We start from the raw sequence: 12,273 nt of genomic DNA, 5'->3' as shown, positions 1-12,273 counted from the left end.
TCAGGATGCTTTAAGGCTGACTTGAGAATATTTTTAACCTCTAATTCCTTTTGATTTGCGTTCTCTCTTATCGCTTTTAGTCTAAACTCCAGTAAAAAGAAAGTGACTCTGAAACTCAGAGTCACCCTTAAAACTGTATTTTGAAACTTTTTAACTTTTCACAATATCCTGATGTAGATGTGTGAAAGTTTACTTTTTAGCTTCAGCAATAGGTACCCATTCGGTGTGGAAACTTCCGGGCTTATCAAGACGCAGGTAGGTATGTGCGCCGAAGTAGTCGCGTTGTGCTTGAGTTAGATTTTGGGGCAAGCGATCGCGGCGATAGCTGTCAAAATAATCCAAGGATGCGCTAAATGCAGGTACTGGAATTCCCACTGTTGCAGCTGTCGCAATCACTTCCCGCCAAGCAGTCTGTCTGTCGAGAATTGTCTGCTTAAATTCGGGAGCTAACAGCAAGTTAGGCAAAGCTGGATTTTCGCTAAAAGCCTTTTTAATCTTGTTCAAGAAGCGAGCGCGAATAATACAACCACCTTTCCAAATCCGCGCCATTTCGCCCAAATCCAAATTCCAGTTATATGTTTTTGAAGCTGTGGATAGCAACGCCATCCCTTGAGCATAAGAACAGATTTTTGAGCAATAGAGAGCATCACGGACTTTGTTGATAAAGTCCTTAGTTTGCCCGTCATACTTGCCACTGGGGCCTGTGAGGACTTTAGATGCTGCAACCCGCTCCTCTTTAATAGAAGAGATAATCCGGGCATTAACTGCTGCTGTAATTGTGGGAATAGCAACTCCCAATTCCAACGCAGTTTGCACAGTCCAGCGTCCAGTTCCCTTTTGACCGGCTGCGTCAACAATCAAATCCACCAGGGGTTTATTTGTTTCTGGGTCAAGATATGGGAAGATATTCTTCGTAATCTCAATCAAAAATGAATCGAGTTCATCGGTGGTGTTCCATTCAGCAAACACCTCATGTAGCTGATTATGGTCTAATCCAGCGACATTTTTCAGCAAGTCGTAGGCTTCAGCAATTAGCTGCATATCGCCATACTCAATACCGTTGTGTACCATTTTGACATAGTGGCCAGAACCACCAGGGCCAATATAGGTTACACAAGGGCCATCATCGACTTGGGCAGCAATTTTGTTGAAAATGGGTGATAGAAACTCGTAAGAGCTTGTTGTACCTCCAGGCATCAGAGATGGGCCATTTAGCGCCCCTTCTTCACCACCACTGACACCCATACCAAGATACCGAAGCCCAGCCGGTTCTAATTCCTGAGTGCGGCGTTCCGTATCTTCAAACCAAGAGTTGCCACCGTCGATAATGATATCGCCTTCGTCTAACAAGGGTTTGAGTTGAGCAATCACCGCATCCACTGGCTTACCAGCTTGCACCATTACTAGAATTTTGCGGGGACGTTCCAATAAGGCAACGAATTCTTCTAAAGTAAAGGCGGCTTTGACGTTCCTTCCTGGCGCGCGCTGCGCCATAAACGCATCCGTTTTTTCGCGGGAGCGGTTGTAAACTGCAATTGGGAAGCCATTGCGCTCCACGTTTAGAGCGATGTTCTCACCCATAACGGCTAATCCAATCACACCAAAGCTTTGTAGTGTCATAAAAAATTTCTGGCTAACTCTTGCAGATCCTTTTACTTTAAGGGTAGTCCGATATTTTCCCTTCTCTCCTAAAGAAGACCTTAAGACTTGAATAAATGACAAAAATCCACAACTAACACGGATAATTAATTTTAATTTGTATCTAAATCAACAATTGACTTGCAAAATTTGCAAAATTTAAATAGTCAAAGGACGCAGTAAGGAGTAACCAAATAATGCTGGCATTTGTCCTAGCTTTAGTGGTCGGTCTTGGTAGTTTAGCTATTTATATAGCAGCTTTCTTTTTTCCAGAAATCCACCGCAAGAATGACTTTATCTGGAGTGGTGTAGGACTTTTCTATGCTTTAGTCTTATGGGTGTTTGCACCACGCATTACTGGGGGTTTGTTGCTAGGCCATGTGGCTAGTGTGGCTCTTTTGGTTTGGTTTGGCTGGCAAACTCTATCATTACGTCGCCAACTGGCCCCCCAGGCACAACAAACCCAAGTACCCAGTCCTGAGACGGTGAAAACTGGCATTCAGGAACAAGTAAATAAGTTCTCCCTTCAGGAACGGCTGGGCCAGTTGCAAAAAGGTCTTGGTAGCACCTTCAGTGGGGTGAAAGACAAGGTGCAACAGACTGGGAGTAAAAAAACACCCACAACCCCTAAACCTGAAAACATTACCTCTGTAATAGCAGAGAAACCTACTGTTGAGATTATCGACAAAACTACTGCCATACCAGAAAAACCAGCAGAGGAGACAGTTACTACTGACACCGAAGCCAAAACCGAGAGTGTACCGGAAGCGATTCCACCACATCCCCCATCTCCTGAATTGGTGGAAGCAGCGCAACCAGACTTTGAAATTGAGGAGAAGCAACCCATTCCCGTAGAAGAAATTGCCCCGGATGCGGTACTCGCTCCCCCGGCGGAAGCACCACCTGAAGAAATACCGCCTAATCAAGGTAGTTGAATGCAGTGAAACTCAGTGTTAACCTAATATAATGTTGGGTTTAACTCAACTCTTAGCGGTTTTCATTCGAGTGACATAAAGGCTAATTATAGAAGCAATTAATAAATTGCTTCTATTGTCTACTTGACTCCAAGTATTAATTTTGAATTAACTTTTTAGTAAAATTGACAAGTAATTCTATTCTTTTTTCTATAAAAGCGTTGAAGTTATCATCGAAGGTATCTCATGTACATAAAGCTCTGTATAAAATATCTTTTAAAATATCTCACTTTGGCATCATTTTAACATATAAGGTTTTTGAGAGCAGTCACTTTTAACTGTTTTCTCATAAAATAAATTGCTCCAAAAATTCCATTCCTAACTTTTGGAAAAGCTCCTCTTATTTGTTGTCCGCTCAATTCTAATAAGCTTTCCGGAGTAGTTTCCTTTTTGAGAATAGCTGCTGTACATCTTAATATTAAGTCACAATCTTCACCTACTTCAGAGAATCCGAATTCTTCTAGTTCTTCTTTCAAAGTTTTGAAATTTTCTAGTAAATCAAAATCCTCGTTCCATGTCCATGCTGAAAGTAATTATAGATGAGGCTTGAGACTGTATATAGATTTGAAGATATTTTTGGGGTATTTTTTGTCTAAGTCCCACTAGTAAAGCAATCCCAATTTTGACGAGATTACTTTGCTTCTCTTCAAGAGCCTCTGCCAACGCTTGCAATTACTTTCAGGACTTACGCAAAGGTAAGGTCTGAAAGTGAATCTTATTAGCTTCGTCAAACTCACGTTCATTCAATTTTGGCGCGGAGTGCGGGAGATCGAAAGAAAGTTGCAAATCCAGCTTGGCGCTCGTTTAAAGGTTCTAGGGCATCGTTCCAAAGACTTTCATAATAAAAGAAAGTTACGCCTAAACCGCGTTCTTGGGCAGCCCGCACCTGAGACTTAATTTGCTGCATGGGAACTGGATTATTTCTTAACCCTGTCATAATGCCAATTCCAGTTGGAATTATTTGTTGGGCTTCTTGAATTTCTGGGCGGGAAATATTAGCAATAAAACTTTGCAGATTCGGACGATAAATTTGCACAATTAACTCATCCACAATATTCTGCCGCATCCAACTCAGCCAATCTTGCAAGTGAAACTTGTAAGCCAAATCATAGTAATTAGGAGAAACAGAGAAAATCGCCTGGGGTTTTCTCTGCTTTACAGCTTGGTTAAGTTGTACCATGAACGCCGTAATTTTATCTGCCCGCCACTTTATCCATGCCGCATCTTGGGAATTACTTGGCGGAGGATTCTTCGTTTCTTTGGTGTACAAAGCAACTGTATATTGGTCGTAGCCAAATTCGTGAGGCAAACTCATGTGATCGTCAAACTGAATGCCATCGGCATCATATTGGGTAACAGTTTCTAGCACAAGATTAGTGATAAACTGTTGCACTTTTGGATGGAACGGATTGAGCCACATCACCTCACCAGCCGCACTAATCGAAGTTTGGCTACCATCCCGCTTTTGTGTGAACCAATCAGGATAATTAACTGCCAATTCTGAGGTTGGGGGAGCCATGAAACCAAACTCAAACCAGGGAATTACTAACAATCCTTTGCGATGGGCTTGGGTAATCAGGTCTGCGAGAATATCATGTCCATCTAAACCTTTGTAGACAAAAGGTTGAATACCTGCACGTTGTGCGATCGCACTAGGATACATCACATAGCCAGAATTCCACACCACAGGATAAATTGTGTTGAAGTTCAGCCGTCGTAATTCACTCACCGCATCCTGCACTTTGTCCCGATTTTTGAGGGTGTCAAAATCATTAGTGGTCATCCAAACCCCGCGAATTTCCTGACGGGGTATCTGTGCGATCGCAGGAGTGAAACTGTCCACCAACAATACAGTAAAAAAGGATATTAAAATGAGAATTGGAAAAATAAACTTGAGTAGTCGCCGCCAACTTTGAACAATAAAAGATGATTTCATAAATTTGAATGATGCATTAACTACCCACACATGCCATTGCTCGTTTTTATGATTGAATCTACTAACCATATAGTCTACAAGTATTTATGCTTAGTATTGAATTCATGAGTTGGTAGTTGTTCGTTCCCTACTTATGGAACTTTTGCACCAGAAAAACTAAAACAGACAAATTAAGATAGTTGACGCAGCTAGTAGGCATTTGTGCCCAATAGATATTGGTTGGTATGGGGAATGGGGTATTGGACATTGGGCATTGGGCATTGGGCATTGGTTATTAATTCTTGTCCCTCATCTCCCTCATCTCCCCCTGCCCCCGATCTTCTCACTCCCCCACACCCCACCTGTGTCACAATAGAAAACTGTAATAAGAAAAATATTGTTAAGGTAATTTAGTGAGTCCAACTGCTCAATCCACGGCAAGTGCGCGTCGCGTGGTATTTCCTTTTACGGCAATCGTGGGCCAGGAAGAAATGAAACTGGCGCTCCTATTGAACGTGATTGACCCCAAAATTGGTGGTGTAATGATCATGGGCGATCGCGGCACCGGTAAATCCACAACTATCCGGGCGCTGGCTGATCTGCTGCCAGAAATTTCTGTGGTTGCCAATGACCCCTTCAGTAGCGATCCTAGCGACCCCGACTTGATGAGCGATGAAGTTCGCCAACTCTTAGAACAAGGGGCGGAAATTCCTGTAGCTCACAAAAAAGTCCAAATGGTAGACCTGCCGCTAGGAGCTACAGAAGACCGAGTTTGTGGCACAATCGACATTGAGAAAGCTTTATCTGAAGGTGTCAAAGCTTTTGAACCGGGACTGCTGGCAAAGGCTAACCGGGGCATTCTTTATGTAGATGAAGTCAACTTACTAGATGACCACCTCGTAGATGTGCTACTAGATTCCGCCGCCAGTGGATGGAACACTGTAGAACGAGAAGGTATTTCTATCCGTCACCCTGCGCGTTTTGTTCTTGTGGGTTCTGGAAACCCGGAAGAAGGCGAACTACGCCCGCAATTGCTCGATCGCTTTGGGATGCACGCAGAAATTCACACCGTAAAAGAACCAGCCTTGCGGGTGCAAATCGTGGAACAACGGGCAGATTTTGACCAAAATCCTCCAGTCTTTCTCGAAAATTACAAACCCCAGCAAGAAGCACTGCAAGAGCAAATTGTCAATGCTCAACAGCTTTTGCCAGAAGTGAAAATTGACTATGAACTACGGGTAAAAATTTCTGAAGTCTGCTCAGAACTGGATGTAGATGGTTTGCGGGGTGACATTGTTAGTAACCGCGCCGCCAAAGCCTTAACAGCTTATGAAGGACGCAATGAAGTTACAGTTGATGATATCCATCGTGTAATTACGCTATGCTTGCGTCACAGGCTGCGGAAAGACCCCTTAGAATCGATTGATTCTGGCTACAAAGTCGCCAAAGTTTTTAGCCGCGTTTTTGGTGTAGAACTACCAGAAAGTGATGTTGCACAAAAAAACGGCACAGGTCAAAAATTAGGGGCTAGGAGTTAATTAATTTTGGATTTTAGATTTTGGATTTTTCCTTCAATCCAAAATCGAAAATTCAAAATCTAAAATTGGCAGAGTCTAACTCAACATTTAGCACTCAACATTGACTATGAGATTTTGGTCTTTTTGGTTTAACAGCTTTGTTCTATCTAGCCAATACAACCCGCCCAGGTTTGTAGAATTATTGATGCTCTTATTAGCGATCGCTATGCTGGCAATAGCCAGTATTTTACCTGATAGACCATATTTAATTTTAGGCTTGAGCTTAGTAGTTGGGGCATCTATTTCTATCTTAGTGCGAGAAGCGATCGCGCCCTCACCCCAGACGCGAATTACCCAATTAACAGCATCGCTATTGCTCATCATCAGCCTCTATGGTTTTGCTGATTTAATGTATGCTCTTTAATGGGGAGTGGGGAATAGGGAATGAGAAGAAACTTAATCAACAATTTCCCATGCCCAATGCCCAACAACTTACCAATTTTGCATTTCTACCAATTCCATACACAACTCATTAATTTTCTCTAAATCAGGTTTGTGAGGTAGGGCAGATTGTTCGTAAACAATTTCCATTTCAGCCACCAAATCTTCTGCCTTTTTCATCACTTCTTCATAAGAATACTCACCTTTTAAAATAGCTTTTAAATCCTCAAAATCACCAGCTATTCTCCTATCTACAACCACTTCACCTCGCCGCAATATTTCTACTCCACTGCGTAACAATCTAATGCAGTGCATCCCATGTTTGAGGTCAAAACCCGATTTTCTTTCCATTTCTGCTCTAGCCGGATTTCTATTTTCCTGCCAAGATAAGTAGGCTTTCCATTCTCTTAAAGCTATTTGATAACTTTGGCTTTTCTGAAGCAGGCGGATAAAATCTTTACGGCTATTAGTTAACTTTTGGGTATATTCCAAAGTTTCATCTGACAAAGTGTATTGTTTCAACACGCCTTTAAAATCAATATCTGCCGTCAGCAATTGATATAATTTTTCCGCTTCTTCCAAAAACTCAATCCTTCCTCTGATTAAGTTATAAAGATATTCCAGAAAAGCATTTAGTTCATCTTTGCTGAGGGGTGCTTCGTCTTCTATGGCGAAATCAGATGGTATCGGTTTTTTTTGCGGTGGCTTTAACAACCATTTACGATGAGTTTCCATCTTTTTGATTTGGGCAAAAGCATAACCAGTGTAAGTATGTTTTACTTTCTTACTCAAAAATAACTGTTTATGATTAATTAAATGCTGTCCGACTGCGTTTACAAAAGGATAGTTAGCTAACCATAGCAATTCTAAAACATTGGGATTCGCGCCTGCTAATAACTGAAGAATTTTTCTTAATTCATATATAACTGTGTCTTTGTTGCCATCAACGAAGGGAAATATTCCTGGTTCATCCCAACCAGAATCTTTTTGTTCTATATTATCAAATCCCAAGTAATACCTTTTGGGTGCGATAAATACTCCCCGATAATCAAAGTCTGAATCAGGACGATTTAAACCATAGCCGTGGCTACCTGCTAAACCAATTAAAATAGTTCTTTGCTCAACTTCTATTCTTTCCATATCACCTGATTAAAATATAGTCATCCTAACTCATGAGTTAAGCAGGTGGGAAGTGGGCAATGGGGATGCAGAGGAGCAGAAGAATAATAATCCCCATACCCAATGACTAATACCAAAAGTTGCTTAGTTTAACAAAAATGCCCCTAAAGGAGATGATGCAACGATATCCCCTTAAGGAGCAAAACTTGTCAATTTAGTTGTTCCTATATTTTCGCTTTTCTAGAACAGGAATTATCTAGGATTAATGTGCCGTCTATTTCCCCATCCTGGATTAACAATTGCGGCTAAATCTTCTTCAGACAATTTGCTGATTTCACTCTCCAGTTCTTCGACGCTGAAATCATAGCCGCGCTCTTGAGCAATCTTGACGAAGGCTTCTGGATTAGCTGTTGCTTTGAGTCTTTGCTGTAATGCTTGATCTTGTTTTACAGCTTTAAAAAGTCGGGTAGCATTTTGCTGTGTCATGACAGTCCATCTCCTGTTTTAAATATCAGGTTTGAATGTAGTAATTTGACTCCTGTGGAATCACTAAATTTTGTGAAGAACCTTACAATTTAAGAGTGTAAGTTTAATTTTAAAACAAAGAAGAAAAATGTGTAGATTCTGATAAGAAAATATAAGTTCTACTCTAAATATTTATGTTAATTTATAAAACTCAGCCCTAAGATGGAAGCAGTATTTAACTAAAGAACATTGATTTTGAATTATCAATGCATTTTACATTCTTTGCGTGAGTGATTCAGTTATGACAACTTTTGGCAAATAAAAGCTTGACTTGACACCTGTTCATAAAATACTATATTAGATTGTCTGTCTAATTCCTGCTCGGATCAGGTAGACATATTACAAAAGCTGGCAAAAGCTTCTCTACACGAGATAAAAACCAGCTACCTGTACGGCAACCTCAAGGACGATTCCATGACCTACGCGATTATTGAAACTGGCGGCAAACAAATACGAGTAGAGCCAGGCCGGTTTTACGATATTGAACTGCTTGCGATCGAACCAGATGAAAAAGTTACAATAGACTCCGTATTACTCGTGCAGCACGATGGTGAAGTCACCATTGGACAGCCACTAGTGACAGGTGCAACTGTAGAAGGGACTGTAATGCGACATTACAGAGGTCGTAAAGTTCTGGTATACAAGATGAAGCCTAAAAAGAAAACCCGTAAAAAGCGGGGGCATCGTCAGGAAATTACCAGACTTATGATTGACTCCATCACCCTTAACGGTGAAGTATTTGCTTTTGAAGGAGAAACGGAGAAGGAAACCCCCGTTTTAGATGAGACTCCTGCTGAAGAAGTTGAAACTGCTGCTGAATAATAATAAGAAGATACACAAGAGGAAATCATGGCTCATAAGAAAGGAACAGGTAGTACACGCAACGGTCGTGATTCTAATGCCCAACGTCTGGGTGTCAAGCGTTATGGCGGTCAAGTTGTACGTGCAGGAAACATTCTCGTGCGTCAGCGCGGCACAAAATTTCACCCTGGTAACAATGTCGGTATTGGTAGCGATGACACTCTGTTTGCCTTAATCGACGGTGTTGTAATGTTTGAGAGAAAGGGCAAAACCCGTAAAAAAGTTAGTGTTTATTTACCCATAACTGCTGCTGAGGCAGCCCCTGCTGAGGCAGTAGCAAGTTAGAGTGTTAGGGTGGGCACTGATTACCCACCCTAATTGCTAGTTAGCGATCGCATATCCCAGCAATTGCTTAAAAGTCGCTTTGTTCCTCTGTTGGCCATAGATTAGTATCATGAGCATCAAAGCGCAGATATTCTTCAATAACAAAATATTACTTGCCCTGAAGATAGGAAGCATCCGTCTAGTTAAGTCTATGTTCCTGTAGAGGTACTTATGAGTCTGATTCTTCCCAAACGCACCCTATCCCGTCGCCGATTACTGCAAGTATCTGGACTTTCAGGGTTAGGCTTTCTTTTAGGTGGCTGTGGGACAAATTTGTTCTCAGATAATCTGCGGCAAATATCTGAGCCACTAAATCAAAGTCTTGAAGCACTCCTGCTAAGTCAAAAACTAGTACCAGAATTTCCTGTTAGTGCCATAGAACCAGACAAATTGCTGATTAATACCTTTGACTTCACGCCGCAAATTGATCCAGCGCAATTTCGCCTGAAGATTGATGGCGAGGTTAGTAACCCGATGCAATTGAGTATGGCAGATATTCAAAAACTTCCCTTGACTTCAATGGTAATTCGCCATGTCTGTGTTGAAGGCTGGGCTGCGATCGCTCAATGGGGAGGTGTGCGATTACGAGACTTAGTAGCACTGGTACAGCCGAAGTCAAACGTCCGCTATGTCTACTTTAAATCTGCTGATGGCTACTATGAAAGCTGGGATATTGCTTCTGCTGTACATCCCCAAACTCTCATGGCTTATCAAAAGAATGGACAACCTTTATCAGTTGATAATGGTGCGCCCATGCGTTTAGCATCCCCAATTAAACTGGGCTACAAGCAAAGTAAGTGGGTAACTCAAATTACATTCGTCAGCAATTTGTTACCTACTAAAGGCTATTGGGAGGATCAGGGCTATGAGTGGTTTGCTGGATTATAAAGGAGAAAATTTTACCTTGTCTGTTTGCAATAGGATGTTTATTTTATTTGGAAGTTCCTTACATCTCTACACTATAGAGGGATGGGGAATTATGGGAATTAGTTAAAAATCGTTTGGGAAGTGACAAAAAATCAGACACCCAATATCTGAAACTCCTTATCTGGAATTGATTTTGCCGAACTAACAAAGGACACGGGTTTTAGTCCACAAAGCACAGAAAAGTAACAGCATGACTACAGAGAAATTAAGTACCTTGCCATCATCTCCAGCCCAGACCGAATTAGAATTCATAGATTCCCCCGGTTGTCAATCAACAAGTCTGCACGACTCGGATGTACCGGAAGTAGACTTGTTTAGTCCATTGAAAATTCGAGATATCACTCTACCCGATCGCATAGCGATGTCACCAATGTGTCAATATTCGGCAGAGGATGGATTTGCAAATGATTGGCACTTTGTCCATTTGGGGAGTCGGGCTACTGGAGGCACTCACCTGATTATAGTGGAAGCGACAGCCGTAACAGCCCAAGGACGAATCACCCCCGGCGATCTTGGTCTTTGGGACGACATGCACATTGAGCCACTAGCTCGCATTGTCCGCTTTCTTCGTGAGCAAGGAGCGATCGCAGGGATTCAATTAGCCCATGCTGGCCGGAAGGCGAGTTGCAATCTTCCCTGGCTGGGTGGTACACCGTTAACACCTGAACAAGGTGGTTGGCCTGTAATTGGGCCAAGCCCAATTCCGTTTCAAGAGGGCGGCCCCGTTCCCATACCCCTCGATGAGGGTGGGATTGAAGAGGTGATTGAAGCCTTCGTTGCCACAGCGCAGCGTGCCGTTCAAGCGGGCTTTCAGATTATCGAAATCCACGCGGCTCATGGATATCTACTGCATTCCTTTCTTTCGCCGCTAAGTAATCAACGAACAGATCGTTACGGAGGTTCGTTAGAAAACCGAATGCGTTTGTTACTGGAGGTAACAAGAAGAATCCGAGAGATTTTGCCAAGCGGGATGCCGCTTTTTGTGCGCCTCTCTGCTACCGACTGGGTAGAGGGAGGTTGGGATCTCAAGCAATCAGTTATATTATCCCGTGAACTAAAGGAATTAGGCGTTGATTTAATCGATGTTTCCACAGGAGGCTTAGTCCCTCATGCCAGAATTCCCGTGCAGACAGGTTATCAAGTGCCTTTTGCTGCCAAAATCCGAGAAGAGGCTGGCATTAGGACAGGGGCTGTGGGAATGATCAAGGAGGCTGAGTATGCCAACCAAGTAATTACTCGTGGATGTGCGGATTTGGTTCTCATCGGTCGAGAAATGCTCCGCGATCCATATTGGTCGATTCATGCCCGTTCCCACTTGGATGAAGAACCTAACTGGGCTTTGCCCTATGGGTATGCAGTTAAACAACGGAGACAGGGGAAAGAAATCTAAACGGCAGGTGTTGCGATCGCAATGGTAAAGTTTGAGATTGCCAAGCTGCGATCGCAATTAACTTGTGTTTAACCGCAGATGATAATTAAAAGACTTATTAACGGAGCTAAAAGACTCGTTCACGGAGTTCAGAGGCTCATTAATGTATCTTAATTAGCTCCCTATCCCGCCCAGCACTCAAAGTACCGGGCTAATAGCCTAACTCCACTCAAGTGGACTGCAATTAATCTCAAAAAATGGCTTATACCATTTCTTTGTGAGGCTGCGCCAAATTTTCTTTGTTTCTGTCTTTCTTTGTGTCCTACCCTGCGGGAAGCCACTTCGTGTCTATGCGCCCTTATCTAACGAGACGCTGCGCGAATGCGGTTCGTTTTTCTTCCTTATAGTTCAGTCCTAATATGGTTTAGCGCATCTTCATACAGAATTAGTATTAGTCCTCTTTAGAGGAGTTAAGCTATTAGACTGGGATTTCAATCTCTGGGATTTCAATCTCAGACGGGTAATGCAACCGATGCAGATTACCTAAATTACTGAAACCAATGCCAGACAAAAGCAACCATTTTCCTGAATCAAGGCTGACGATTCCGCCGCAAGTATTCCAGACTTTCACGAAAGGTTATTGTATTCGGATGATTTGCCCCC

13 protein-coding genes are annotated in these 12,273 nt (G+C 42.4%); 7 read left to right on the top strand and 6 right to left on the bottom strand.

Features of this window, described 5'->3' with window-relative positions; translation table 11 throughout:
- Positions 1-189 precede the first annotated feature (189 nt).
- Complete coding sequence (gene gndA, locus V7K25_RS11460) at positions 190-1,620, bottom strand: NADP-dependent phosphogluconate dehydrogenase (RefSeq protein WP_335157918.1); 1,431 nt, start codon at positions 1,618-1,620, stop codon at positions 190-192.
- A gap of 215 nt (positions 1,621-1,835) precedes the next feature.
- Here gndA and V7K25_RS11455 point away from each other — a divergent pair, with 215 nt between their 5' ends.
- On the top strand, positions 1,836-2,573 hold the full coding sequence (locus tag V7K25_RS11455; RefSeq protein WP_335157917.1) for a Ycf66 family protein: 738 nt from the start codon (positions 1,836-1,838) through the stop codon (positions 2,571-2,573).
- 281 nt (positions 2,574-2,854) lie between these two features.
- On the opposite strand, the gene V7K25_RS11450 is transcribed toward V7K25_RS11455, so the two are convergent.
- On the bottom strand, positions 2,855-3,088 hold the full coding sequence (locus tag V7K25_RS11450) for a hypothetical protein (protein ID WP_335157915.1): 234 nt from the start codon (positions 3,086-3,088) through the stop codon (positions 2,855-2,857).
- A 263-nt stretch (positions 3,089-3,351) separates the two neighbouring features.
- Positions 3,352-4,548 carry a glycoside hydrolase family 10 protein gene (locus V7K25_RS11445; protein ID WP_442948080.1) on the bottom strand — a complete coding sequence of 399 codons (1,197 nt, stop codon included), beginning with the start codon at positions 4,546-4,548 and terminating at the stop codon, positions 3,352-3,354.
- A gap of 392 nt (positions 4,549-4,940) precedes the next feature.
- Here V7K25_RS11445 and bchI point away from each other — a divergent pair, with 392 nt between their 5' ends.
- A complete protein-coding gene (bchI, locus tag V7K25_RS11440) occupies positions 4,941-6,065 on the top strand; it encodes a magnesium chelatase ATPase subunit I (protein WP_335157911.1) in 1,125 nt (374 codons plus the stop codon).
- A 106-nt stretch (positions 6,066-6,171) separates the two neighbouring features.
- Positions 6,172-6,468, top strand: coding sequence for a hypothetical protein (locus V7K25_RS11435; protein ID WP_100901737.1), 297 nt, complete (start codon positions 6,172-6,174; stop codon positions 6,466-6,468).
- Between the two features lie 68 nt (positions 6,469-6,536).
- On the opposite strand, the gene V7K25_RS11430 is transcribed toward V7K25_RS11435, so the two are convergent.
- Together V7K25_RS11430 and V7K25_RS11425 are read right to left on the bottom strand one after the other, a co-directional pair.
- Positions 6,537-7,625: a nucleotidyltransferase domain-containing protein gene (locus V7K25_RS11430; RefSeq protein WP_335157909.1), complete on the bottom strand. Its 1,089-nt coding sequence runs from the start codon at positions 7,623-7,625 to the stop codon at positions 6,537-6,539.
- A 231-nt stretch (positions 7,626-7,856) separates the two neighbouring features.
- The gene (locus V7K25_RS11425) at positions 7,857-8,090 is read right to left on the bottom strand and encodes a Nif11-like leader peptide family natural product precursor (RefSeq protein WP_335157907.1); all 234 of its coding nucleotides are present in this window, start codon (positions 8,088-8,090) and stop codon (positions 7,857-7,859) included.
- A 453-nt stretch (positions 8,091-8,543) separates the two neighbouring features.
- Here V7K25_RS11425 and rplU point away from each other — a divergent pair, with 453 nt between their 5' ends.
- The 4 genes from rplU (at position 8,544) to V7K25_RS11405 (ending at position 11,631) form a co-directional block, all read left to right on the top strand.
- The gene (gene rplU, locus V7K25_RS11420; protein ID WP_100903193.1) at positions 8,544-8,951 is read left to right on the top strand and encodes a 50S ribosomal protein L21; all 408 of its coding nucleotides are present in this window, start codon (positions 8,544-8,546) and stop codon (positions 8,949-8,951) included.
- Between the two features lie 27 nt (positions 8,952-8,978).
- A complete protein-coding gene (rpmA, locus tag V7K25_RS11415; protein WP_099099325.1) occupies positions 8,979-9,275 on the top strand; it encodes a 50S ribosomal protein L27 in 297 nt (98 codons plus the stop codon).
- 210 nt (positions 9,276-9,485) lie between these two features.
- Complete coding sequence (locus tag V7K25_RS11410) at positions 9,486-10,202, top strand: molybdopterin-dependent oxidoreductase (RefSeq protein ID WP_335157903.1); 717 nt, start codon at positions 9,486-9,488, stop codon at positions 10,200-10,202.
- Between the two features lie 229 nt (positions 10,203-10,431).
- A complete protein-coding gene (locus tag V7K25_RS11405) occupies positions 10,432-11,631 on the top strand; it encodes an NADH:flavin oxidoreductase/NADH oxidase (RefSeq protein WP_335157901.1) in 1,200 nt (399 codons plus the stop codon).
- 457 nt (positions 11,632-12,088) lie between these two features.
- Here V7K25_RS11405 and V7K25_RS11400 read toward each other — a convergent pair whose 3' ends face one another.
- Entirely contained in the window at positions 12,089-12,241 is a 153-nt protein-coding gene (locus tag V7K25_RS11400; protein WP_335157899.1) for a hypothetical protein, read from the bottom strand.
- Between the last annotated feature and the right edge of the window lie 32 nt (positions 12,242-12,273).

The organism is Nostoc sp., from assembly GCF_036919495.1.
Lineage (GTDB): Bacteria > Cyanobacteriota > Cyanobacteriia > Cyanobacteriales > Nostocaceae > Nostoc.
The sequence above is the reverse complement of the archived record's forward strand: the minus strand, read 5'-3'. Positions and strand labels throughout refer to the sequence as shown.

What these genes read in the sequence shown, in the direction of transcription:
- gndA (WP_335157918.1), bottom strand. Translation starts at nt 1,620, where the DNA reads ATGACACTACAAAGCTTTGGTGTGATTGGATTAGCCGTTATGGGTGAG.
- V7K25_RS11435 (WP_100901737.1), top strand. Translation starts at nt 6,172, where the DNA reads ATGAGATTTTGGTCTTTTTGGTTTAACAGCTTTGTTCTATCTAGCCAA.
- rplU (WP_100903193.1), top strand. Translation starts at nt 8,544, where the DNA reads ATGACCTACGCGATTATTGAAACTGGCGGCAAACAAATACGAGTAGAG.
- V7K25_RS11455 (WP_335157917.1), top strand. Translation starts at nt 1,836, where the DNA reads ATGCTGGCATTTGTCCTAGCTTTAGTGGTCGGTCTTGGTAGTTTAGCT.
- V7K25_RS11405 (WP_335157901.1), top strand. Translation starts at nt 10,432, where the DNA reads ATGACTACAGAGAAATTAAGTACCTTGCCATCATCTCCAGCCCAGACC.
- V7K25_RS11445 (WP_442948080.1), bottom strand. Translation starts at nt 4,548, where the DNA reads ATGAAATCATCTTTTATTGTTCAAAGTTGGCGGCGACTACTCAAGTTT.
- V7K25_RS11425 (WP_335157907.1), bottom strand. Translation starts at nt 8,090, where the DNA reads ATGACACAGCAAAATGCTACCCGACTTTTTAAAGCTGTAAAACAAGAT.
- V7K25_RS11410 (WP_335157903.1), top strand. Translation starts at nt 9,486, where the DNA reads ATGAGTCTGATTCTTCCCAAACGCACCCTATCCCGTCGCCGATTACTG.
- V7K25_RS11430 (WP_335157909.1), bottom strand. Translation starts at nt 7,625, where the DNA reads ATGGAAAGAATAGAAGTTGAGCAAAGAACTATTTTAATTGGTTTAGCA.
- rpmA (WP_099099325.1), top strand. Translation starts at nt 8,979, where the DNA reads ATGGCTCATAAGAAAGGAACAGGTAGTACACGCAACGGTCGTGATTCT.